Raw genomic sequence first — 23838 nt, forward strand, 5'->3', positions numbered from 1 at the left:
ACAAAACAAGAAAAGCATGTGACAATTTTGTCACACGCCTGTTATATGGACAAACTCATTTCGCTTGGGAAACGTTAATGTAAATGTCGTACCTTTTCCCAATTGGGAGGAAACGTTAAACTTGAGCAGTAATGGCTTAGCTGCTTTTTTCGCGAGATATAACCCCATTCCGGTTGCGGCTCTGTCTTGGTGTTTGGCTGTTGAAGTAAAGCCTTTTTCGAAGATACGGGGCAGGTCTTTAGGATCAATGCCACGCCCGCAATCTGTTACATCTAGGCAGGTATGCCCGTCCTTTTGATAACTTTTTATCACAATATCAGTATCCTTACTATATTTCACAGCGTTTGTTATAAGCTGCCTCAGGATAAACCCAAGCCATTTAGCATCTGTCAAAACTTCCGGTACACCTAAGTCCACGTCAAACCCAATTCTCTTCTGCATACACCATGATTGCAGTGTCTTAAGTTCTTGAAAAATGAGCGGCTGTAATGATGTTTTTTCTATGTATAAATCATTTTCCATAAAAGGGAGGCGTTTTTGATGAAGCTGTTGGTCTAGCAACAGATGAATCCGCAGCCATTCATAACGCAACTCCGATTTTATTTGTTGGTCTTCCAAACGGTCGATGATTAAACTCATGGCGGTTAACGGTGTTTTTACTTCATGAATCCAAGACAGAATTTCATCTTTTTCCTGTTCTAAAGAGGTAAATTGGTGATTCGCCTCCTGTTTAAAAAACTCAGTTTGGCGGGTGAGTGTGTTTTCTGCTATTTTCTCAAACGGCAATTCACCATGAACAAGATTGGTAATATCCAGGTCCTTTTCCCAATCTTTAAGACTTCTGTAGAACTTTGTTTCCTTTTGATACCGAACAATAAAAAATAGGACAAAGATAATCGCTGATAAAAAAACAATATATAAAATCGGCATAAATGGTATTGTCGCATCCAAATAAGAGACAAGTACAATCAGGAGTTCAAGACTTACAATTAAAAGAATCCAACTGCGCCGTTCTTTCAAATACTCTTTCATCATGATAATGCAGCCTCTTCAACGGCCATATAGCCTTGTCCCACTTTGGTCTCAATCCAGTGCCCTAAGCCAATCTCATCCAGTCTTTTTCGCAGCCGGTTCACATTGACGGTAAGCGTATTATCACTGACAAACCGCTCGTCGTCCCACAAACTTTTGATTAATGCCTCACGGGTGACGATTTTATTTTTTTGCTCAATCAGCTCGCGCAGGATAAAGATTTCGTTTTTAGTCAGTTCGATCGAGCCAGTTTCATTCGTTACAGTGTTTTTCTGGTAATCTACCGCGGCTCCGTTCCAGGTCTTCATCTCGATTTGATCGTTACTGTAATTGTATACACGGCGAAGGAGAGCCTGGATTTTCGCAATCAAGACATCAAAATGAAACGGCTTTTGCATAAAATCATCGGCTCCAAGCTGCATTGACATCACCATATCGGATGGATGGTCCCGTGATGATAGAAATAAAATCGGCACATTGGAATGGGAACGAATCATCCGGCACCAATGAAATCCATCAAATTTGGGGAGCTGGATATCTATGATGACTAAATCTGGTTTCACCTCAGTGTATTCTTGCATCACTTGGCTAAAATCTGTTATTCCATATACTTCATATGACCAGCCTATTAAACGTTCTTTGATTTCATGAAATAGCGTTGCATCATCTTCTATTAGCATTAATTTAAACAAAGGAATCACCACTCATTTGTCATACTCATCTTGATTGTATAGCAAAAATTATCAATCAGCCATCATATTATTTCCTTATTTCGGTAAAACACTATCTTGCAATACAAGATAGTGTGGGTTATTATAATATATATCTTGCATTACAAGGTATTGAAAGGGGTATACTTTGTGGCTGATACAACACAAATGTTAAAAGGCATATTGGACGGCTGCCTGTTAGCGATTATTAATGAAGGGGAAACCTATGGCTACGAACTGGCGGCGAAGCTGGAATCCTACGGTTTTCAATCCTTTAGTGAAGGCACGATTTATCCTTTGCTGCTGAGAATGCAAAGAGAAAAGTTAGTCACAGCAACATTACGGAAATCGACAGCAGGACCAAAACGAAAATATTACACACTAACGGAAAAAGGGAGGCATGAGCTGGGAGAATTTATTCAGCGCTGGGAGCAATTAAGTGCTTCTGTTGAGCATGTGTTAAACAAAGGGGAGATTGACAGATGATGCTTTCGAAACAGTCTGAGCAATTTTTAATAGAGCTTCGCATGTACTTAATATCCAAAGGGAAAAATGACGAGGAAATTAATGAAATTACAGAAGAGCTTGAGGATCATTTGCTCGAGGCACAAGCAGCCGGAAAGGATATAAGCCATATTATCGGCAAGAGTCCAAAAGAATATATGAAGAGTATCGGAAACTCTATGAAAACAGACTTCCGGCAAATGATGGTAATCATTCCAATGATGATTTTCTTAGTGGCTGCTTATTTCAGCATTGGACCGGCCATTGAAGGGAAATTTGCCTTGTCGGGAACCATTCTATGGCTGGCTTTTGCTGGCGGTGTGATGGGCATCCTCGCCTATGGCATCCTCCTATTCAAAGTCATACCAAAATTCTATCACTCAGTATGGGGTTACGTAATTGCTGGTGTCATTGCTTTATTAGTGACCGGTGCAGGAGTCGTTCTTTTACTATGGTATCGAGATCAAGAAGCAACAACGGTATTTGTGGCCAGTTCATTGCAGAATAACCTGATCGTAGCTGCTTGTATCATTATTTTTATCGCCTCGGCTCTATACAGCAAATCATGGGTTTCTATTGTTATTCCTATATTTGTGGCAATTGGACCGCTGGCAAATAGATTTTTGCCTAAGGAAATCAATGAGGATCCCGTTTTTATGATTATGACCGTCATCGTACTAGTACTCGTAAGCGCACTGGGAAGCTATTTTATTTGGAGAAAGTATAGAAAAACAAGCAGTCAATAGTAACCTTTTGAATGTTTTAACTAGATTGTAAGCCTCGTCATGATACTGAAATCATTGTAAAAAAGAACGAGAAAACTAAAAACTGTCAACCCATTTTTCTAATATAAAAAATGGAAGTATTGTAAGATCCTATTAAAATACGGAATAGTGAAAATATGCTGTAAAAAGCTTACAAAATCTGCGTCGAGTGATAAGTGACAGATTGATTAGAATGGACTTGTTAAATCCTTCCTGAAATATGACAAAAATCCCGTGATATGATGATGGTGCAAAGCAACGGCATGAATTTTTCAGGGAGGATGAGAAAGTATGAAGAAAAAGGCAATCCTAACAGTAGCTGCAGCAGCAGCGGTTATCTTGGCAAATCCTGTGATCGCACCTGCTCATGCAGCAACACTCAACACACAAACTGTACAGCAAAAGGTATACACCTATAAAGTTTCTAATTCTGAAGAGATTAATAAAATACTAGCGGATTTTTATGCGAAATGGGGAGTGAAAGCCCCAACACAAACGGTCACTCAGCCGTCACAGCCAACTGCAGCACCAACAACACAAACACAGCAGCCTACACAAACAGCACAGCAGCCGCAGCAAACAACTGCAGCTCCAGCTACACAGAAGACTGCAACTGAGCCGCAGCCAGCTGCAGCTGAAACGACAACTGCTTTAAGTGCTTATGAGCAAAAGGTTGTCGATTTAACCAATCAAGAACGGGCAAAAAATGGACTTCCTGCGCTAAAGGTTGATTTGACACTCAGCAAAATGGCCCATGAGAAATCACGCGATATGTCTGCGAATAACTATTTCAGCCATACGAGCCCAACCTATGGTTCACCGTTTGATATGATGAAAAAATACGGCATTTCTTACCGTTATGCCGGTGAAAATATCGCTATGGGGCAAAGAACACCTGAAGAAGTAGTGACTGCCTGGATGAATAGTGAAGGCCACCGCGCCAATATTTTAAACTCGAATTATAATTATATTGGTGTTGGATATGTGTCTCAAGGTAATTATTGGACACAGGAGTTTATTGGCAGATAACTTCAAGCATGAGAAACACTGGAGCTTAAGTGGGCTCCAGTGTTTTTTTGCATTTACCACAGAAGGTTTGCTTGCTCACCATAATCGCTTTTCCTTTACTTTTTAAACATTTATGTATAAAAATAGGTTTGTGGCACTTTAAAGTTTATTCATCCTTTTTGCACAGGGATGATAATAATAGAGAAAACCGGAAATGCTGATGAATATCGGCTAGCTTTGGTATACAATTGATTTTTAGAGAGGGGTGTTTGACCATTGGGATTGTTGTAGTTGAAATTTGCGATTCAAACCTGATGAGCCTGATTGATTTGGAAGCCATACTGGAAAGCGAGTATCCCGAAGTGGCGGTCATCCGGAATGAATGCATGTCTTTTTGCGGTATGTGTGCAAAACGGCCGTATGCCATTGTCAATGGGAAACGTATATTTGCCAAAACCCAAGAAGAATGCTTAACATTAATCAGAGAAAAAATTGAAGAGGAATTATCGATTTATCGGTAACATAAAAATAAACCTGAAATACGGAGGATAAAATAATGGGGATCGTTTCCTCCTTTGTAAACAGCTTGATGCTGCCCAAAAAAAAGGCGGTATTAAAAATAAATAAAATTAAAATCAGCACGTCCGTTATCTATTTTGCACTGCTCATGTTAGTGATTACTTTACCGGATTTGCTGAAGTTAACATCGTCCTATGATACACAATTTAATGATTTGCCACGCAGTGTGTTTATGTTTCAGATTGTGATTTTTTATCCGTTTCAAAGTATTTTTACGGGGATTTTAGGCATTTCTTTGGTAGCAGCTGCTGGATTGTTAATGAATAAATTAACCCATAGAAAAATAAAATACGCGCTTCTATGGAAGATGTCTCTCCATGCTTCCACGACTCCGTTAATCCTCTATGCTTTAATCAGGAATTTTTTCTTCGTCAATTTCGTAATTTCATTATTGTTAATACTTTTAGTTCTTTATTTCCTATATAAAATGATTACGGTATTTCCAAAGCCGAAGAAAATATAAAACATGCTGACCAGTTAAACTTGGCCAGCATGTTTTTATTTAAGCCTCTATTAAGAATCTGCAGTGGTCTTCGTTTTCGGTCTTGCAGGTAATTCTTTTGACATGTTCTGTACCTAATACCTGTTTAAACATATTGGTTTCACAGGTACATGCTTGTTTATATTCAGAAGCAACTGTGAATATCGGACAATTGTACTCTATTAATTCGAACTGGTGGTTTCCTAATTTCTTCAATTCAGCCATATAGCCTTTATGGACTTGAATATTTTTTAGTTCTTCCACTTTTTCTTCTAAACTCTTATTTTCTAGTTTCGGCAAATATTCCTTTTTTTGCCGCTCACTTCGTTTTTCTAATAAATAATCAATAATCTCCATGCCGTGCAGCTCTTGCAGGTCATGAAGAAACTCAACCGTCATTGTTTCATAGTTTTTTGGGAACAGATCATCCGCTCTTGACGAAAGGGAATAAACCTGAATCGGCCTCCCCATCGGCTGTCTCACCTCATTAATAGTAAGAAGAGAATCACGCTCCAATATATTTAAATGCTTCCTAACCGCCATCTCAGTAATACCCAAAAACCCAGCCAACTCACTCACCGTCAAACTCGTCTCTCTCTTCAACAACTCAAGAATCCGATCCTTCGTAGAAAACCTCGATGCCAATATCTCTCACCTGCCTAGAGGGGGTCAATCCCCCACTGAATTAACGCTTTATCGTAATGGGGGACAGGCCCCCAGCAAATTAACGCTTTACTGCGATGGGGGACAGGCCCCCATTTTGAAACCAAAAGGTATAAAAACATTTTTATTTTATCATATATGTCAATTTGATTGTTTGACAAAACTTTCATTTAAATATAAATTGACCGAGAAGAAGTTATTTATGTTGAATAGATTGGTTTAGGATAACTAAACATAAGTAGTAGACTGCACAATATCTTTTGATATTTGTTTGATGGAGGACGAGGTTATGGAGATTGTTATCACGGAGCAGGCATTGAAATGGTTTAAAGAAGATATTGGCTATAAGAGTGGAGATAAGGTTCGGTTTTTTGTGAAAATTTATGGCTCAAGTCCTGTTCAGGAAGGGTATTCGCTCGCCTTTGCAAAGGATGACCCGCTTGATATTGCTGTCAGCGTCGAGTCAGAGGGAATTTTATTCTTTGTTGAAGAAACCGATTTATGGTTTTTTGATGGACATGATTTACATGTGAATTACGATGAACAAGAAGATGAACTAGAGTATAATTATATCAAGCCTTAATAACAAAAAATTCAGAATGGCCCATTGTCCTAGAGGGAGAGGTAGTAAATGGAGAAAATCAAGCATATCTCAGCTGAGTTCAAAGATTGGATTTTGAATACTTTAAAAAGCGGTGCATCTCCTGAGGCAATTGCTGCCGCTATGATTAAAAAAGGATTTGATGAAACATTTGCTTATCAAACCCTTTTGCGTATTGTTGGAAATCAATCGGTTAAAACGGCAGAACGCTCCCAAGCTCCTTTTGTATATGAAGTTCCGGAAATCGGTCAAAAGGGAAATATAATCGCAACCAGTGACAGGGATATAAAAGTACTCTCCCGAGTGGACCACCCGTTTATTCTTCATTTAGACAATCTATTAAGCTATGAAGAGTGTGATGAACTGATTAACTTATCTAAGGACAGGCTGCAGCCCTCCGAAATCATCGATTCGGAAACTGGTGAAAAGAAAGCCGCATCCGGCAGAACTAGCAAAGGGATGTATTTTACCCTGGGTGAAAATTGGCTAGTTACCGCCATTGAAAAAAGAATTGCGGAATTGACCAATTACCCAGTTGAGAATGGGGAAGGACTTCAAGTATTGAATTACAAAATTGGTGAAGAGTATAAACCACATTTTGATTATTTTCCTTCGACCAGGGTGAATCCAGAACAGGGAGGTCAACGGATTGGCACTCTATTAATCTATTTAAATGATGTTCCAGCAGGCGGCGAAACTGTTTTTCCAAAGGCTGGAGTCACCATTGTGCCGAAAAAAGGAACCGCGGTCTACTTCCACTATGGAAACAGTAAAAATCAAGTCGACCGGATGTCCTTGCACACCAGTATTCCAGTTGCACAGGGTGAAAAATGGGTTGCAACCAAATGGATTAGACAGGCAAAAATCTACTAATGAATTCTTGCACCAAACAGGCATTGGAAATAAAAGGTTCAATACCCAAAGCATTTAACAAGATTGTTTTTAAAAAACATGTTATAATAATGCTTGGTTTTTATACCTTTAAGTTTAATAAATAGAGAAAACAACGTTTGAATATCGAGTACAAAGGGAAAGGTGTGTAAAAGCGTGGAAAACAAGGTAACCCTTTTTAAAGAAGTAATGGGCAACTATCCAACCGGAGTTACGGTTGTTACAACGGTTGATGAGAACAATCAGCCGATAGGCCTTACCGTTAATTCATTTGCGTCCGTTTCAATTGATCCTTTGTTAATTTTATGGTCGATTGATAAGCGGGTTGGAACGTATGAGTTATTTGCTAAAACCGAAAAATTTGCCGTAAATGTCCTTGCAGGAGATCAGAGCGATGTATGTTCTCTGTTTGCAACAAAAGGTACCGATCGGTTTAGCAATTGTGAATGGAAGCTATCGGAAAACAAATTGCCGATTATTTCCGGGGCTGCCGGTGTTCTCGAATGTAAGACGTTTAAAACTGTTGAAGCCGGTGACCATATGATTCTAATTGGTGAGGTAATCGATATTCAGAGCGCCAACAGTGACCCGCTTTTATATCACCGCCGGAAATTCGGAAAAATTCCGGGACAGTTTTACTTATAAAAAATTATACATTTGTAAGAGAAATGTGGCTCATAGATTAACCCAGCCTAATGGTATATCTTGCAAATATAACAGAAGGTGGAAAAAGTGATGACAGAAACGAAACCATATCGTGTATTACTATATTACATGTATACTGCGATTGATAACCCAGAAGAATTTACAGCTGAGCATCTACAGTTTTGTAAAGAGCTTGAATTGAAAGGCCGAATTCTGGTCGCTGCCGAAGGCATTAACGGAACGGTATCCGGTACCATTGAACAAACGGATAAATATATGGAAACGATGCATGCGGACCCTCGATTTGCTGACATGGTATTTAAAATCGATGAAGCAGAAGGCCATGCCTTTAAAAAGATGCATGTCCGCCACCGTCCAGAGCTCGTGACGCTCCGCTTGGAAGACGATATTAATCCAAATGAAGTTACCGGTAAACATTTAAGTCCAAAAGAGTTCTATGAAGCAATGCAAGATCCCAATGCGGTTGTCATTGATGCCAGAAATGACTATGAATATGATTTAGGTCATTTTAGAGGGGCAGTCCGCCCAGATATCAAGGCTTTCCGTGATCTTCCTGAATGGATTCGGGAAAACAAAGACCAATTCGAAGGAAAAAAAGTGCTGACTTATTGTACTGGAGGAATCCGTTGCGAGAAGTTCTCCGGCTGGCTTGTGAAAGAGGGCTTTGAAGATGTAGGACAATTGCATGGCGGCATTGTCACTTATGGCAAAGACCCTGAAGTGCAAGGCGAGCTATGGGACGGTCAGTGTTACGTGTTTGACGGAAGAATCAGTGTTCCTGTCAACCAGAAAGAACATGTCGTTGTAGGGAAAGACTATTTCTCAGGTGAACCTTGTGAACGGTACGTAAACTGTGCCAATCCTGAATGCAACAAACAAATTCTTTGCTCCGAAGAAAATGAGCATAAATATCTGCGCGGCTGTACTCATGAATGCCGGGTCCATCCTAGAAACCTTTATATAAAGGAACATGAGTTAACCGAGGAACAGGTAGCAGAGAGATTACATGCCATTGGTGAAGACTTGCCAGTAAAACAATCATAAGGCTGTTAGCCGTGTGCAATGATAGTATGAAAAAAGGAGCCTCAGGCTCCTTTTTATTATAAAGATGTTTTTTATTTTTAAACTAATTAGTTGAAAAAGTTAATTATCATATTCTATAATGAAAAAGTAGTAAATCAATATTTAATTGGAGGAATGGAAAATGGCAAAATACGAACTTCCTGCATTACCATATGCAGCAAATGCACTTGAGCCTCATATCGACGAGCAAACAATGAATATTCACCATGACCGTCACCATGCTACATACGTAAACAACTTGAATGCAGCTCTTGAAGGCCACGATGATCTTTCAAGCAAATCTGTTGAAGAGTTAATTGCAAACCTTGATGCTGTTCCTGAAAATATCCGCACAGCAGTGCGCAACAATGGCGGCGGACATGCTAACCATAGCCTATTCTGGAACCTGCTTTCTGCAAATGGCGGCGGCGCTCCAACAGGTGCAATTGCTGACGCTATTAACGAAGCTTTCGGAAGCTACGATCAATTCAAAGATGAATTTACAAAAGCTGCTACAGGCCGCTTCGGTTCTGGCTGGGCATGGCTTGTTGTTGATGGCGGCAAATTGGCTGTTACTAGCACACCTAACCAAGACAGCCCATTAATGGAAGGCAAAAAGCCAGTTCTTGGCCTTGATGTTTGGGAGCATGCTTACTACCTAAAATATCAAAACAAACGCCCTGATTATATCGCAGCATTCTTTAATGTTGTTAACTGGGATGAAGTTAACAGACTTTATGCTGAAGCAAAATAATTGCTGTGTTTTATTAAAAGGAACACTTTCCTACTAAGGAAAGTGTTCTTTTTTTATTGTTAACTAATTTAAGGAGGAATTTATTTTTAAAAGTCGAATAGTGTGGGAAACCCCGATTAGACAGCATGCGAGTATGGACCAGGGGATAGTAGCAACTTTTTCGGGCGTTAAAAGAGGGGATATCGAGGAAAAAGGTACCAGACATCCGAAAGCGTGCATTTGGATCAATAGAATGGAGGGAATGTTTTTGGGCGGACAACTAATAGAGTATCATTTATGGGCAAATCAGCGGGTTTTTAACCATTTGAAGGAATTGCCCTCAGAGATTTGTTTTCAAGAAGTCAAGAGTGTGTTTCCATCTCTGTACGAAACTCTTTTCCATATGTATCAAACTGATTATACCTGGCTGCGGACGATAAGGGGAGACAGTTTTGATGAGGTTGTTGCAGGTGTTGCTCAATTAAGCAAGGAAAAGTCCGAGAGAAATCTGGAGAAGCTTGAACAAAACTATATAGAATTAGGCGGTCAATACCTTGAGTTTATCAAGAGTAAAGAATTGAATGAACAGACAAGTATCCAACATCCTAGCTACGGAACATTAACAACCAGTTATTCTGAGCTCTTCCATCATGTTGCTAATCACGGAACTTATCACCGTGGCAATCTTACCGCTATTTTAAGACAAATAGGATATAAGGGAATCCCGACGGATTATATATTTTTTTTATACGAGAAAAATACAAATTCTTAACCCAAGGAGGATGGCAATTGACTGCCATCCTCTTTGGATTCATTTGAAAAAATAAAAATTCAGCCGTTTGGAAAAAGTAAGGAAAATCACTTTTGAAAGGCGGCTGATGAGATGAATGGGTCATTTCTTTGGCAATCACTAGTATTAATATTAGCGGGATTATCACTATTGAGATTATCGGGTAGAAAGTCCATTTCCCAAATGACCATAGCACAAACCATTGTGATGATTTCAATTGGAACGATCATCGTTCAGCCAATTGTTGAAAAGAGTACCATAAAGGCCATTGTCGCATCCGCTATTTTTGTTGCTGTTACCGTACTGTTGGAATACCTGCAGGTGAAGTTCAATCCTTTTGAAAAATTGATAACCGGAAAATCAAAAATAGTTATTCAAAATGGAACTGTAAATTCTATGAATTTGCGAAAGCTTCGTATGTCGGTGGATCAATTAGAAATGCGGCTCCGCAATGTAGGAATTACAAAAATATCAGATATTAAGACCGCGACAATTGAGGCAAATGGACTGCTGGGATATGAATTAATGGAAGATGCGAAACCGGTAACAGTGGGAGAGTTGAAGAAAATTTTAAGTCTTTATATGAAACCAATACAGGAACAAGCCGATAATGCCACAAATCAATCATCTTCTAATAAGGAGATGGAAAATATATTTACGGAAATTGAAAAGTCGATTCAAAACCATCCGGATTATTTAAATTAATTGATATAATGAGGGAAAGTCTTGGATAGCTCCGATGGTTAGGAAGTGTCATGGTTGAAAGCTATTTTTATATTTATATTGGCTGGACTCGCCGAAATTGGCGGCGGTTATCTTGTTTGGCTATCTTTACGAGAAGGAAAACCATTTTATTTCGGGATATTGGGTGGAATTATTCTTGCCTTGTATGGTGTGATTGCAACCTTTCAGGCATTTCCTTCCTTTGGCAGGGTCTACGCGGCATATGGAGGAGTCTTTATTGTTTTGTCCGTATTGTGGGGATGGTTAGTGGATAAAAAAATACCTGATTTTTATGACTGGTTAGGAGCCGCCATTTGCATAATTGGTGCTTCTGTAATTCTTTGGGCACCGCGCCATTGACCTATTTGAGAGAGAGAAGTTTTAAAAAAATCACTTACGAAGGGGAAGAAACATGTATCAAATTACTGAAGGGAAAGTTGTCAGGAATAGATATTCGACCATTCCATTTACCTGGATACGAGGACAAAGCCCCAATAAAAGTATTTGTATTATGCTGCCAGGACTTGGTTACACAACACAGATGCCTCTGTTTTATTATGCGACCAATGTGTGTATGACCTATAACATAGATGTTCTTCATGTGAACTATCAATTCAAGGAAAATGAACAATTTGCGAAATTGCCTGATGCTGAACAGGAACAATGGATTTACGAGGATGTTAAAGCAACGGCAGCAGAAGTACTAAAAGACGCTGAATATGAACAGTGTTACCTTTTAAGCAAATCAATCGGAACCATTCCGATGGCTATGGAGTGGGCACAGCAAACCTTCGTTCACAATTCGGTTGGAATATGGCTCACACCACTTATGAAAGACGATAAGGTATATCAAGCTATTTTGGAGACGGCAGTACCTTCACTTTGCATCATCGGTAGTAACGATCACCATTTTATGGAGGAACGGGTGGAGTCATTTAAACAGAATAAACTTGTAAGGACCGTAGTCATTCCAAAAGCAGACCACAGTTTAGAAATTAATGGCGATATTTATGCCTCAATCGATGCATTAAAAATAGTAATCGAAAACTCTCAAGCATTTATTCTTCAGAACAAACTGGATTAAATAAGATAGATCAACGATTAGTTAAAAAAATATTCTCTCTACAAAACCCCATATAATAAATCCAAAAACAATAAAGCCAAGAAATATCAAGGTGTCCCTTGATTCCTTTTGCTTATTTGTTGGTCTAGTTAGATTTTCCCTATAGATTTTCTGCACTTTTCTTTGCGTGAGGTCAAACGGGCTTTTTTGTTTTTCCATTCATTTTTCACCCTTTAAAGCGCTTTACTTTTTTGACGATAAAGGCGCTCTGTAGGTTACGGTGTGATCGCAAAATAGGTACAAAAAAAGGAAAATGATTCCGTACACATAACGGACATTTTCCTTGCTTCTCTATGGCTAGTAATCAAAAAATCCCAAAGCATAACTTACTGCCTGATGGATGTCCTTCGTTTCATAAGCCGTTAAGTCCTCAAATGAAATATGCATCTTGACACCTTCCAGGTCATAACCACTGTCTAGGTCAATATTCAACGTAACATCATAGCCTTCCTCACTCACACTGGTATCTAAAATATTGAAAGTCCGAACCGAAGTGCCTGTTTGATAATCAATCGGATCCAAACTATCCGCCATTCCAATCACCCCTTAAGATTCTAATAGCACGTTATAATTGCCTCTCATATTTTATCCTGTCAGGAAAGTGGTATGCATGAAAGAGTGTCTGTCCTAATTTAACATAAAGTGTAAAATTTTCTTGAATCTTCTATCGGATTACAGTAAGATAGAACTACATTTCAGTTCGGAAGGGTGACGAAAAGGCCAATGATCAACTAGTCCTATTTTAGAAGCTATTCGTATTATGACGAAAAATTTTCTGGATAGGATTGGTTTGGGCTTTTTTGTATGAAAGATCTCCGTATGATATTACGACTTCTTTCTGTGCTCATTTTCCTCCTGTCCAGATTTATGGATAAGGAGGATTTTTTTTATGGAAAATGCTCAAGCTGGCATGTCTGTGGGTGCTTTATTCCGAAATCGGGTGATTCAAACCATTCTACTATCTACCCTTTTCCTGCAAATCGGCATCTGGGTAAGAAATTACTCCATACTGCTATTTGTTGTGGAAAAGACCAACGAAAACCCGGTAGCAGTGTCACTGATTTCCGTTGCTGAGTTCGCCCCCATCTTTTTATTCTCGTTTATCGGGGGAACGTTTGCTGACCGGTGGAAGCCGAAGCGGACGATGATATGGTGTGATTTCTTAAGTGCCGTATCTATTTTTGTGGTGCTGCTGACACTCGTTTTTGGCAGCTGGAAAGTCGTATTCTTTGCCACACTTGCTTCTTCGATTCTGTCGCAGTTTTCCCAGCCTTCGGGAATGAAGTTGTTTAAATTGCATGTAAAAGAAGAATTGGTCCAAATGGGAATGTCTATCTATCAAACGCTGTTTGCTTTGTTCATGATCCTTGGGCCGGTACTGGGAACGTTTGTCTACCAACAATACGGGATCGATATTGCGATTGCGATTATGGGGATTGCTTTCTTGCTGTCAGCAGGGATTTTATTCCGACTCCCGCCTGATAAAGACCAAGAGGAAAAACAAGAAGATTCAACTGTTATGGAAGAAATGAAAGCGGGGTTTCGTTATGTATGGAACCGCCGGCCGCTGACTTTACTAGGAGGGTGTTTTGCTGCATCCGGATTAGCATTAGGGCTGACGCAGCCGTTAACCGTTTTTCTCGTCACCGAGCAGCTGGGTCTGCCAAAAGAGCAGATGCAATGGCTGATGATGGCGTTTGGAGTTGGTATGATTTTGGGCGGCGGAATTACGGTAGGAATGGCGAAAAAGGTTCCGCCGCAAATCCTGCTTGCCATGGGGATGACGGCAAATGCCATCGGCTTTCTGATCATGGGTTTCTCAGAATTGTTCTGGCTGACGCTCTCCGTAGAATTTATTTGCGGAATCTTTATGCCATGTATTCATATTGGGATTAATACCATGATTTTAAAGAACACAGAAGCTGATTTCATTGGAAGGGTAAACGGCATTCTTAATCCGGTCTTTATGGGAACGAATGTCATTACGATGACAATGAGTGGTTGGTTAAAACAGTCATTTTCGTTGGTAATGATGTACGAAATCTCCGCCATCCTGTTTGTTGTAGGGGCCCTGTTTTTAGTCCCACTGTTTAAAGGAACGGTATCTTCCGCAATGGAAAAGGGCGAGAAAGTATAATAAGTTTTGTGCAAGGAGCCGGCATTGCATTTGCGGCTCCTTTGCTTTGTTTAAAGTCCATAACATTACAACCAAGTGATACAATAAAGAGGAGTTAAGTCAGTTTAAGGGGGATTCAAATGGATGTAATTGATAAAGCGCTTCAATTTGCGGCCAAAGCCCATGCTGGTCAGTGCCGGAAAGGGACGGATATCCCGTATATTTCCCATCCGGCTGCTGTTGCTATGATTTTATTGAAGGCAGGCTATAGCGATGCCATAGTGGCTGCCGGGATCCTACATGATACAGTCGAGGATACCGAGATAACCTTGGGTGACATCAACTGCGAGTTTGGACCTGAAATTGCGGCCATCGTAGAGGGATGTTCCGAGCCGGATAAGTCACTTTCTTGGGAACAGAGAAAACTGCATACGATTGAATTTTTAAAAAGAGCATCTAATGACATAAAGGCAGTAGCCTGTGCCGATAAACTGCATAATGTTCGTTCCATTTTAGCTGATTATCAGCAGGAGGGGGAAGAAGTTTGGACCAGGTTTAAACGTGGGAAAGACAAGCAAAAGTGGTACTATTTCAATATTGTAAACAGCCTGCAGCATGAAGGGACGTTTCCTTTGGCAGAAGAGTTGGAGAAAGAGGTCAACCGACTGTTTCATACATAGATGAACTGAATAGGCGGGGAGGGGAATTCGATTTGGAAATCAGACGATTACATGCAGCCGATGCAAAAATTTACTGGAATCTCAGATTGGAAGCATTAAAAGGTAATCCGACGGCGTTTTTAACCAGTTATGAAGAAGCATCCGCAAGGGAAAACCCGGTAGAACAGACGGCTCGAAATTTAACCCAAGAAGATGCCTATACATTTGGGGCGTTTACGGGGGCAGAGTTGATTGGGATGGTCACACTCACACAAGAAAAGGCACCCAAAATCCGGCACTGTGGAAATATTGTTGCCATGTACGTGACTCCTGAAAACCAAGGATTGGGCGTGGGGACTGCTTTACTGACAGAAGCCGTTGATTTTGCCAAATCATTGGATACCATTGAAAAATTAAATTTAGTTGTTACAGCAGGCAATCAAAGTGCAAAAAGACTCTACAGTAAATTAGGTTTTAAAGTATTCGGGCGTGAGGAAAAAGCTTTAAAGATCGATAATGTGTATTATGACGTTGAACTAATGGTTCTTCATTTATAATGAAAAATGGGAGCGAGACCAATAAGGATTCACTCCTTTTTCCATTCATTCACTAAATAAATAAGCCAACATTGCAGGAATTCTTTCCCTAAAGAACCTATAATGGTGCTCGGCGTTGATAATCTCTGTAAATTGGCTATTGCCGATTTTGCTGCTCACAATCTCGTAAACACGCTTTGACAAATCCACAAAAAGTTCACTTTCGCTCACATTGTCGGGTACTTCCCTTGTTCCGATATCCATATAGAACTTTTCAACAGAGGAAAGCTCCGAACCGTTCAATAACTTCTCGATTGCTTCCTGATTGCGATAATAAGCGGGAGACAGAGCCGCTATTTTTTTAAAAATAGTAGGATATCGGCAGGCCGCATAGGTACTGATTAGAGCCCCTAAAGAGATTCCTGCCATGGCTGTCTCGGCTGGAATTGTCCGGTACTTTTTGTCGATAAATGGTTTTAATTCATGTACGATAAATTCCAAATAGGCCTCACCTTTGCCACCCAACGGACAGTCAAATCCAAGAATTTCCCGGCTTAGTGGGCCATGTCCCCATGGACAATATTCATTGATTCGTTCCTCACTATTTTGATTAATGGCCACTACAACAATGTCCATGCAGGTTTTATCCAAATATTGCTTCATGCCAAGGGAGACCCCGTTAATGGCACTCGCGTCTTCAAATACATTTTGTCCGTCATGCATATACAAAACGGGATAATGCTTGTCCCCCGTTTGGTAGGTTTCTGGGAGGTAGACCGTTATCTGACGGTCTTGCTCAAGAGCCTTCATATAGATAAAAAATTCTTCTAACATGCCGCACCTTCTATTCTGAATCTTTTAAACTATTTGTTTAGTATTATAATACCCCATATTTCCTTATTTCCAAAGGTACTATAGGAAATTGGAATGTATTTCAGATTGATTAACCCGTTGAACATCATTAAAATTATTCTAGTATGACAATAAAATAGGAATTAAAGTATATTTACTATTATTCTCATATAGGATAAAATAAGGAATTAAATTATTATAACATCATAGAATAGGAGAGGTGTAGATGAAAAAAATAAGCCTAGCCTGGCAAATATTTATTGGTTTAGTTCTTGGTATTATTGTCGGCGGGATTTTCTATGGAAATCCTCATGTTGCCGAAATATTGCAGCCAATTGGAAATATTTTTATACGCTTAATTAAAATGATCGTCGTGCCGATTGTCATTTCCAGTATCATTGTCGGTGTTGCCGGAACTGGTGACATGAAAACGTTGGGGAAACTCGGCGGGAAGACACTTATTTACTTCGAAATCATTACGACGATTGCTATTGTAGTCGGCCTCCTGGCAGCCAATCTGTTCCATCCAGGCACAGGAGTCGATATGTCTCATTTAACGAAAACCGATATTAATACGTATGTAGAGACAGCTGAAACCACACAGTCGCACTCGAAAATTGATACCTTTGTCAATATTGTGCCTACGAATATCATTCAGTCATTAGCAAACGGTGATATGCTTGCCATTATTTTCTTCTCAGCTATGTTTGGACTTGGTGTAGCAGCGATTGGGGAAAAAGGACAGCCATTAATTGGATTTTTTAAGGGTACCGCCGATGCCATGTTCTATGTCACAAATCAAATTATGAAAGTGGCACCGATTGGTGTATTCGCATTAATTGGTGTGACTGTATCAAAGTTTGGTTTATCATCATTGGTACCGCTTGGAAAATTAGTGCTGGTCGTATATGGAGCCATGATCTTCTTTATTATCGTGGTACTCGGTATAACGGCAAAAATCGCTGGTTATAACATCTTTAAGTTGTTGAAGTATTTAAAAGACGAACTATTATTGGGTTACTCAACAGCAAGTTCGGAAGCCGTTCTTCCAAGAATTATGGAAAAAATGGAGAAAATCGGCTGTCCGAAAGCCATCACTTCATTTGTTATTCCAACTGGTTATTCCTTTAACCTTGATGGTTCGACTCTATATCAAGCCATTGCTGCGTTATTCATTGCGCAGATGTACGGCATTCATATGAGCATAACCCATCAAATTACGTTGGTTCTTGTGTTGATGGTCACTTCTAAGGGAATTGCTGGCGTTCCTGGTGTTTCTCTAGTTGTTCTACTGGCGACATTAGGCAGTGTAGGGATCCCTGCAGAGGGCTTAGCATTTATTGCTGGTATTGACCGGATTCTTGATATGGCCCGCACATGCGTGAACATTGTTGGTAACTCTCTAGCTGCTATCGTCATCTCTAAATGGGAAGGTCACAATCTTAAAGATAGCTCAGAGAATATAGCTGCATAAAATAAAGGAAAAAGGTGCTTGATACCATGGTGTATCTGGCACCTTTTTTATTTTCCCAAAAAGATTGGAAGGTAATAGTCCTTTTCTCATAGAAACTAAAAAGAACAGTATGAAAATATATCCAAATAAAGTAAAATAATAACAGATGGAGATATTTTAAAAAAGAATGCCAGTTTATAATTTAAATATACTATTTATTGTAGCAAATCCGATCAGGATCGAATGTCCATAGTCGGGAGAGGAAGTCAATGGCAAAATCTATAAGGTCGTTTGCGGAACTAAAAAGACATATTTATTTGTGGGTTCTACCCATTCTTATCTTTTCACTGTTTACAAACAGTATTTTAGAAAAGTTGTTTTTTGCACGCAGCCTCAATGGAATCATCAATATATCGTTGATAATCTGGTTTATTGTGAGCTGGATACTGCTTTATAAACGGGGAATATCGACTATTATTGAGTACTCTAATTTGATCTTAATTAGTATTTATCATGTTACAAAAGTGGCCTCCGTTATTTATTACAGAATTGTTCAATCAGGCGGTGGGGAGTTAGGTGATTTTATTGTATGGATGCCGTTATATATAATGTTTATTTTTTTTACATTAGGGCAAAAACGCGGTTTGTATTTTTCTTTCATCATTTTTTTGATAACGTTAATAAACGGCCTGATGTATATTGGGGAGTTGCCGCCTGAATCGGTTGATTCCTTCATACAGTTTTATATTGCAACGTCTGTCTATATCATTGTCCTTTATTATGCCCAGCATTTATTTAAGGTATTTACAGAGATGGAGATAGTAAAAAAACATGCTTTTCTGGATTCCCTAACCAGCATCGCTAATCGGCATCAAATAGATGAGTGGCTGGAAGGAATGATAAGGGATGCCAGGGAAACCGGCACTCAGTTTGCCGTTATCTTTTTTGACATTGATCACTTTAAGCTGGTGAATGATCAGCTTGGTCATAAAACGGGTGATTCTGTTTTGATTGAGTTTGCTCAGCTTGTAAAAAGTAGTCTGCCACTAGGGGATAAGTTTGGTCGTTGGGGTGGAGAAGAATTTATCCTCATCTCAAGCAGTTGTGGAGACAATGCCCTCAAATTAGCAGAATATCTAAGGGCTATTATTGAAAATCATGCTTTTAGAGAGGTAAAGGGGCTGACAGCAAGTTTTGGTGTAGCTGATTATCAGCCAGGTGATACCATTGATACGCTTTTAAACCGGGCTGACAAAGGGTTATATTTGTCTAAGAAAACTGGCAGGAATAAAGTACATACAGGATAATCTTTTTCAAGTAGCAGAAAGAGGCAAAATTACCTAAGGTGGTTGCCAACCAGGATCTTTCGTTATTTTAAACGTTTTATTGTGAAAATTTCCAATTATATTCCCCTTAAGATTGACTTAAAATAATAGCGCTCGCTCATTCCGAACAAGGGGGAAACAACGGTGAAATGGCATAAGCGGATCCTTTCAATGATTCAAGAACGCCAAGATAAAAAGGTGGCATTAGCGGTGGACACCTCTACTAAGGACGCCCCTGCTATTTTGATAAACAATATTGTTACTTTGTTTGAAACAGTAAAACCTGACACCATCTTAGTTCAAGCAGACTTCAAAATAAGAAGTATTACCCCTGTTAAAAGCAATACTATTACGTACCAAAATCATGGGAAATCTTCCTATACATTAGTGCTTGAGTGGGCAAAGGAAGAGAAGATTGATACATTGTTTTATATCACAGATGTCACCGGCTTTTTACCAGAAGACTTGGAACGTGTGGATTTTGAGTTATTTTGGCTCGTATCCGGTACCTTTATGCCGAAAATTCCGTTTGGAAAAGCAATCAAAGTGGCATAGTTATACCGATCCCCCTGGTTTAAAACAGGGGGAAAATATTTGTGGGGGAACTAATAAAAGCCCTGACACTTTCAGTATAGTGGATGTAAAAAAGTTTCCTGAAAGGGCAAAAAATGAATGAATGTGATTTTTTGGCTGCTAAAGTTTGCATGGTTGTTTCTTATCATTTTCATTGGCAATCAATTTATGGATGACCTGAAGAGTTGGTCTATTCCAATATGTATTGCTGTCTTTTTGTTTGGCAACAGCCTTATTAACCATTGGCTTAGGGCTAGTGTAAGATAAAACAATAAAAAAAGTGGCTGTCCCCTGTCCTACAAAGGATGTCACTCGCTCAGAATGAAGTCAGCCACGTTTTAATAAAACCGAGGGAACTCTATTGTTTGCTTTGGCTTTGCTCGGCTTAACATACAGGCTGCTTTAATATCCGCCGCCCGCGTAGAAGGTACCCACAATGATCAAGAGGATGAACAGAACAACAATTAATACAAAACTGTTGTTGTATCCATAACCTGACATCTATTTCACCTCCTTAATCGTGAGCTAATATCAATATATGTGTTGACAAGGACAGAAGATATGGACAAGCATGGAATATTATTTTTAAAATTTCGATAAAATTTGAAACTAACCTGACAAATGATACGACTATACATAAGAGGTTTGCTTGAAATATAAATATAAAATAATGAGGTAGAAAATGCCGTATGAAGATGCAAAGATTTGTTCAGAAACTGCTTGCATTGTTATTGCAGTGTGTTGTTGGAGTGGAAATACTCATTTTTGTTACTGTATTGCCTGTTTTATTTAATCATTTATCCTTTCATTTTTCCGACTTTCTTCAAGCAATCTATCACTTAAACGTAAAAGTAGCCACTTTTGGTGATTTCTTTACGGAAGATCAAAAGAATTCCTTATTTCCAGTCATTTTTATTAAATACTGGGATTCTATGAAAATGCTAATATTAGGAGTATTGGCCGCCATGGTGATTGCTTTTGCCATATCCTATTTGGCCCTCTTGTTTTTTAAAGATCGGTTAAAACAATTGAAAAATTTGCTGGAAATCGCGGAATCAATCCCTGATTTGATGCTGATCCTGTTGCTGCAATTATTTGTTATTGTGGTCTATAAACAAACTGGGATTAAGCTGGCGCAGGTGGTGACAGTCAGAGAGGAAGCGATTCTCCTACCGGTAATTTGCTTAAGTGTTCCAATTAGCTTTTATATTACCAAAGTCATGATTCATTACATAGAGGAGGAGTTAGAAAAGCCTTATATCTTGCTTGCCAAGGCCAAAGGGCTGCCGTTTGCCTATATATTGAATATCCACGTCCTAAGGAATATTGCTGACAGCATGTTTGGCACATCCAAAACAATTTTATGGTCAATGCTTTCGACCCTATTAGTGATAGATTACTTGTTTAATATGAATGGGTTGCTTCGAATCATGTTAACGGCTGCTGACCCCTTTTTTATCGGCTGTATTCTGATTTTCATTCCTTTTTTCCTTATGTTTAGGATATTTGAATGGATCAGCTTCAGCAGCAGAAAGGAAATCCAATAATATGCTGATGTTCTTATTAAAGAGAAAGCGTTTTCTAATAAGTGCCTTATTTCTCATTTCCCTTTTCGTCGGAAGTATTTTCAATACGGTTTTAAATGATGGGGAGATCAGACAGACGATGATTCAGACCGATGAGCAGGGAAAAATCCTTGATAAACCGCCATACCCGCCATTTTCTGTTTACCTATTAGGTTCAGATATCTATGGTTATGATCTAGGGCATAAAATGGTAGAAGGGGCAAAATGGACGATTGGTGTTGTGCTGGTCGTAACGTTTTTTAGGATGCTGCTATCGTTGATTTTCAGCTTCTGTGTTTATTCACTGCCCAGTCCAATCTATAAAAGTATGAAAATGATATTTGAACCGTTTTCTGTAGTGCCGCAAACCATTATTGCGTATTTTATTCTTTATAGTGTTCTTTGGATGCCAATAGACGGGTTTGCCAATCCTTTTTGGCAGCGGGCATTGTTTGAAACATTGATCTTAGTAATGATTGCCATTCCCAACTTAACCATCCATATATCAGAGGAAATCAGAATGGTGGTGAAGGAAGAATTTATAGAAGCATCCAAAGTACTGGGATCGGGGAAAACGCACATTTTTTTCAAACATATCGTGCCGCATGTCTATGAAAAGTGGATTTTATTGTTTGGTCAGCAGTTTATTCAAGCCTTACAGTTGTTAGCCCATCTTGGTTTTATGCTGCTGTTTTTCGGGGGCACCTATGTCCCATATGGAGCACCGAAGGAAGAAGCACCTCACTCTGTTTCCTACGAATGGTCGGGAGTCATTGGCGGTGATGTGAGTTATTTATATTCTTATTCTTGGGTTGTGCTAGTTCCTATAGGCTTCTTTATCTTAACGGCCATCAGTGTCGCGCTTATAAATGATTCGGTAAAAGCTTATTTCCAAACAAGAAACGCTATCCAGTTCAAAAGTAATGGATTCAGGGAGCAAGCAATTTCTGAAGGTATGTATAGAGATCCTTCACCATTCTCTGGTCCTAAGTGAAAAACCTTTGTTATATTAGCACTTACACCTTCAGAAAACATTTGTCTTCCTCAACAGACAAATGTTTTTTTGATTAGGCTCTGCTAAACGATCATGTTGATTTTTTCACTCTGGGCTTGGAGCGTAAGGCATTCGACTCCTCGAAAATCCTTAATTATGCTATCGCATAATTTCGTGCCAAGAAAGTTCATGGATGCTTTCCTTGTGCTATCGCATTTTCTACTTGCGTGGGCTGATCCAAGGAAGAAATTCAGTGTCCTGCGGGAAAACGGGCTGGGGAGAGACCCCGCAGGCGCGGTACTCGATGAGGAGGTTCCCCGGCAAGGCCGCGGGAACGCTTTAGCGACTGGAGCGGAAATCAACAGCCAAATTTAACAGAGCCTTTGTTTAAGGGCAAAAAAAAAGATTGGTGTCGGCACCAATCAAAATTATGGGAAGTTTTAAGAAATGAGTTCAGGTGAACCAATTTCTTAATTAAGTTACTTATATAGTAAGTAAAACTTGTGTAGAATTTATAAGCAAATTATGTGGAAGTTGTGAAGAATTGTGAGTCAGGAAGGATATCGATAAAAACGTTTAAGAGCAGAAAAGAATTTACATTTTTCAATTATCTATTTCAACCACTATTTGGTAAAATTAACATAAACGTAATGGACTTCGGCCATATAAGAAGGAGTATAAAATATGGAAACAAAATTGCAGCCTCATATCAGACTAGGAGAATCAGGCATTAACTATGCTTTATTGCCTGGAGACCCCGGACGTGTATTGGAAGTCGCTAAATTCTTAGATGACGCAAAGGAAATGGCCTATAATCGAGAATATCGTACAGTAAAAGGAAGCTATAAAGGTATACCCATTTTAGTAACGTCCACGGGGATTGGCGGGGCCTCTACAGGAATTGCAGTAGAGGAATTAAAGAATGTTGGTGTCAATGTGATGATTCGGATTGGCTCAAGCGGAGCATTACAGCCGCACCTTAAGCTGGGAGACCTAGTCTTGGCTTCAGGTGCAGTCAGAAATGATGGCGCTTCCGCTGCTTATATTGAGCACACTTATCCAGCGGTACCAGATACTCAATTATTGTTTCACGCGACAATGGCAGCAAGGAAATTACAAGCAGAATTCGACGTAGGTATTGTCAGATGTCATGACAGCTTTTATACTGATAAGGAGCTCGAAATTGACGAGTATTGGTCGCAAAAAGGGGTGCTGGCTTCTGATATGGAAACAGCTGCCCTATTCGTCATTGGCGGTCTGCGCGGGATTAAAACCGCTTCTATTTTAAATGTCGTCGTCGAAAAAGAGGGAGATTTGGAAGGGGGAATCAATGACTACGTCGATAAGGAATCAAAAAGCAAGCAGGGGGAAGAACTCGAAATCCTTACGGCATTAGAAACCATTGTCTCTTATCATTCTAGTTTAAAAGATTAAA

30 protein-coding genes are annotated in these 23838 nt (G+C 39.4%); 24 read left to right on the forward strand and 6 right to left on the reverse strand.

Annotation, left to right across the window (positions count from 1 at the left end; all coding sequences use genetic code 11):
* Positions 1-30 precede the first annotated feature (30 nt).
* Both BN2425_RS13265 and BN2425_RS13270 read right to left on the reverse strand, forming a co-directional pair.
* A complete protein-coding gene (locus BN2425_RS13265; protein WP_042460203.1) occupies positions 31-1035 on the reverse strand; it encodes a sensor histidine kinase in 1005 nt (334 codons plus the stop codon).
* Positions 1032-1724 carry a response regulator transcription factor gene (locus BN2425_RS13270; RefSeq protein ID WP_042460510.1) on the reverse strand — a complete coding sequence of 231 codons (693 nt, stop codon included), beginning with the start codon at positions 1722-1724 and terminating at the stop codon, positions 1032-1034. The genes BN2425_RS13265 and BN2425_RS13270 overlap by 4 nt, the downstream gene beginning before the upstream one ends.
* Positions 1725-1892: 168 nt before the next feature.
* Here BN2425_RS13270 and BN2425_RS13275 point away from each other — a divergent pair, with 168 nt between their 5' ends.
* The 5 genes from BN2425_RS13275 to BN2425_RS13295 all read left to right on the forward strand — a co-directional run bounded on the left by BN2425_RS13275 (position 1893) and on the right by BN2425_RS13295 (position 5060).
* The gene (locus BN2425_RS13275; protein WP_042460206.1) at positions 1893-2228 is read left to right on the forward strand and encodes a PadR family transcriptional regulator; all 336 of its coding nucleotides are present in this window, start codon (positions 1893-1895) and stop codon (positions 2226-2228) included.
* Positions 2225-2992 carry a hypothetical protein gene (locus tag BN2425_RS13280; protein ID WP_052352866.1) on the forward strand — a complete coding sequence of 256 codons (768 nt, stop codon included), beginning with the start codon at positions 2225-2227 and terminating at the stop codon, positions 2990-2992. The genes BN2425_RS13275 and BN2425_RS13280 overlap by 4 nt, the downstream gene beginning before the upstream one ends.
* 309 nt (positions 2993-3301) lie before the next feature.
* Positions 3302-4039, forward strand: coding sequence for a CAP domain-containing protein (locus tag BN2425_RS13285; RefSeq protein WP_042460209.1), 738 nt, complete (start codon positions 3302-3304; stop codon positions 4037-4039).
* 254 nt (positions 4040-4293) lie between these two features.
* Entirely contained in the window at positions 4294-4539 is a 246-nt protein-coding gene (locus tag BN2425_RS13290; RefSeq protein WP_042460514.1) for a DUF1450 domain-containing protein, read from the forward strand.
* 35 nt (positions 4540-4574) lie between these two features.
* Positions 4575-5060 (forward strand): DUF1189 family protein, encoded by a 486-nt coding sequence (locus BN2425_RS13295; protein ID WP_042460212.1) that lies wholly within the window; start codon positions 4575-4577, stop codon positions 5058-5060.
* 39 nt (positions 5061-5099) lie between these two features.
* On the opposite strand, the gene BN2425_RS13300 is transcribed toward BN2425_RS13295, so the two are convergent.
* Entirely contained in the window at positions 5100-5723 is a 624-nt protein-coding gene (locus tag BN2425_RS13300) for a helix-turn-helix transcriptional regulator (RefSeq protein WP_042460215.1), read from the reverse strand.
* Positions 5724-6030: 307 nt separating this feature from the next.
* Here BN2425_RS13300 and BN2425_RS13305 point away from each other — a divergent pair, with 307 nt between their 5' ends.
* From BN2425_RS13305 to BN2425_RS13345, 9 genes are all read left to right on the forward strand, one after another.
* Positions 6031-6324 carry a HesB/YadR/YfhF family protein gene (locus BN2425_RS13305; protein WP_042460218.1) on the forward strand — a complete coding sequence of 98 codons (294 nt, stop codon included), beginning with the start codon at positions 6031-6033 and terminating at the stop codon, positions 6322-6324.
* A gap of 48 nt (positions 6325-6372) precedes the next feature.
* Positions 6373-7215, forward strand: a complete 843-nt coding sequence (locus tag BN2425_RS13310) for a 2OG-Fe(II) oxygenase (protein WP_042460222.1) — start codon at positions 6373-6375, stop codon at positions 7213-7215.
* Positions 7216-7422: 207 nt separating this feature from the next.
* Complete coding sequence (locus BN2425_RS13315; protein ID WP_042460516.1) at positions 7423-7878, forward strand: flavin reductase family protein; 456 nt, start codon at positions 7423-7425, stop codon at positions 7876-7878.
* A gap of 90 nt (positions 7879-7968) precedes the next feature.
* A complete protein-coding gene (trhO, locus tag BN2425_RS13320; RefSeq protein WP_042460225.1) occupies positions 7969-8943 on the forward strand; it encodes an oxygen-dependent tRNA uridine(34) hydroxylase TrhO in 975 nt (324 codons plus the stop codon).
* A gap of 160 nt (positions 8944-9103) precedes the next feature.
* Complete coding sequence (locus BN2425_RS13325; protein WP_042460228.1) at positions 9104-9715, forward strand: superoxide dismutase; 612 nt, start codon at positions 9104-9106, stop codon at positions 9713-9715.
* 247 nt (positions 9716-9962) lie between these two features.
* Positions 9963-10466 (forward strand): DinB family protein, encoded by a 504-nt coding sequence (locus tag BN2425_RS13330; RefSeq protein WP_235714633.1) that lies wholly within the window; start codon positions 9963-9965, stop codon positions 10464-10466.
* A gap of 111 nt (positions 10467-10577) precedes the next feature.
* Positions 10578-11189, forward strand: a complete 612-nt coding sequence (locus tag BN2425_RS13335) for a DUF421 domain-containing protein (RefSeq protein WP_042460231.1) — start codon at positions 10578-10580, stop codon at positions 11187-11189.
* 54 nt (positions 11190-11243) lie between these two features.
* Entirely contained in the window at positions 11244-11567 is a 324-nt protein-coding gene (locus BN2425_RS13340; protein WP_042460234.1) for a YnfA family protein, read from the forward strand.
* Between the two features lie 52 nt (positions 11568-11619).
* Positions 11620-12291: an alpha/beta family hydrolase gene (locus BN2425_RS13345; protein ID WP_042460237.1), complete on the forward strand. Its 672-nt coding sequence runs from the start codon at positions 11620-11622 to the stop codon at positions 12289-12291.
* 336 nt (positions 12292-12627) lie between these two features.
* Here BN2425_RS13345 and BN2425_RS13350 read toward each other — a convergent pair whose 3' ends face one another.
* Positions 12628-12864: a hypothetical protein gene (locus BN2425_RS13350; RefSeq protein WP_042460240.1), complete on the reverse strand. Its 237-nt coding sequence runs from the start codon at positions 12862-12864 to the stop codon at positions 12628-12630.
* A 355-nt stretch (positions 12865-13219) separates the two neighbouring features.
* Between BN2425_RS13350 and BN2425_RS13355 the strand changes: the two genes are divergently transcribed.
* The 3 genes from BN2425_RS13355 (at position 13220) to BN2425_RS13365 (ending at position 15662) form a co-directional block, all read left to right on the forward strand.
* Positions 13220-14467: an MFS transporter gene (locus BN2425_RS13355; RefSeq protein ID WP_042460243.1), complete on the forward strand. Its 1248-nt coding sequence runs from the start codon at positions 13220-13222 to the stop codon at positions 14465-14467.
* Between the two features lie 119 nt (positions 14468-14586).
* A complete protein-coding gene (locus BN2425_RS13360; RefSeq protein WP_042460246.1) occupies positions 14587-15126 on the forward strand; it encodes an HD domain-containing protein in 540 nt (179 codons plus the stop codon).
* A 32-nt stretch (positions 15127-15158) separates the two neighbouring features.
* On the forward strand, positions 15159-15662 hold the full coding sequence (locus BN2425_RS13365; RefSeq protein WP_042460249.1) for a GNAT family N-acetyltransferase: 504 nt from the start codon (positions 15159-15161) through the stop codon (positions 15660-15662).
* 45 nt (positions 15663-15707) lie between these two features.
* Here BN2425_RS13365 and BN2425_RS13370 read toward each other — a convergent pair whose 3' ends face one another.
* On the reverse strand, positions 15708-16475 hold the full coding sequence (locus tag BN2425_RS13370; RefSeq protein ID WP_042460252.1) for an alpha/beta hydrolase: 768 nt from the start codon (positions 16473-16475) through the stop codon (positions 15708-15710).
* Positions 16476-16719: 244 nt separating this feature from the next.
* Between BN2425_RS13370 and BN2425_RS13375 the strand changes: the two genes are divergently transcribed.
* The 3 genes from BN2425_RS13375 to BN2425_RS13385 all read left to right on the forward strand — a co-directional run bounded on the left by BN2425_RS13375 (position 16720) and on the right by BN2425_RS13385 (position 19826).
* Entirely contained in the window at positions 16720-17967 is a 1248-nt protein-coding gene (locus BN2425_RS13375; RefSeq protein WP_042460254.1) for a cation:dicarboxylate symporter family transporter, read from the forward strand.
* Between the two features lie 248 nt (positions 17968-18215).
* Complete coding sequence (locus tag BN2425_RS13380) at positions 18216-19253, forward strand: GGDEF domain-containing protein (protein WP_052352867.1); 1038 nt, start codon at positions 18216-18218, stop codon at positions 19251-19253.
* A 162-nt stretch (positions 19254-19415) separates the two neighbouring features.
* On the forward strand, positions 19416-19826 hold the full coding sequence (locus BN2425_RS13385; RefSeq protein WP_042460256.1) for a vWA domain-containing protein: 411 nt from the start codon (positions 19416-19418) through the stop codon (positions 19824-19826).
* A gap of 420 nt (positions 19827-20246) precedes the next feature.
* Here the strand turns inward: BN2425_RS13385 and BN2425_RS13390 are convergent, their stop codons facing one another.
* Entirely contained in the window at positions 20247-20345 is a 99-nt protein-coding gene (locus BN2425_RS13390) for a YjcZ family sporulation protein (protein ID WP_074433064.1), read from the reverse strand.
* Positions 20346-20533: 188 nt separating this feature from the next.
* On the opposite strand from BN2425_RS13390, the gene BN2425_RS13395 reads away from it, so the two are divergent.
* The 4 genes from BN2425_RS13395 to BN2425_RS13410 all read left to right on the forward strand — a co-directional run bounded on the left by BN2425_RS13395 (position 20534) and on the right by BN2425_RS13410 (position 23837).
* Positions 20534-21391 (forward strand): ABC transporter permease subunit, encoded by an 858-nt coding sequence (locus BN2425_RS13395; protein WP_042460258.1) that lies wholly within the window; start codon positions 20534-20536, stop codon positions 21389-21391.
* A 118-nt stretch (positions 21392-21509) separates the two neighbouring features.
* Positions 21510-22403, forward strand: a complete 894-nt coding sequence (locus tag BN2425_RS13400; RefSeq protein ID WP_195891938.1) for an ABC transporter permease subunit — start codon at positions 21510-21512, stop codon at positions 22401-22403.
* Between the two features lie 204 nt (positions 22404-22607).
* Positions 22608-22778: a hypothetical protein gene (locus BN2425_RS13405; RefSeq protein ID WP_154663506.1), complete on the forward strand. Its 171-nt coding sequence runs from the start codon at positions 22608-22610 to the stop codon at positions 22776-22778.
* 309 nt (positions 22779-23087) lie between these two features.
* Entirely contained in the window at positions 23088-23837 is a 750-nt protein-coding gene (locus tag BN2425_RS13410) for a nucleoside phosphorylase (protein ID WP_042460262.1), read from the forward strand.
* Position 23838: the final 1 nt, after the last annotated feature.

This window comes from Neobacillus dielmonensis, assembly GCF_000612665.1.
Lineage (GTDB): Bacteria > Bacillota > Bacilli > Bacillales > Cytobacillaceae > Neobacillus > Neobacillus dielmonensis.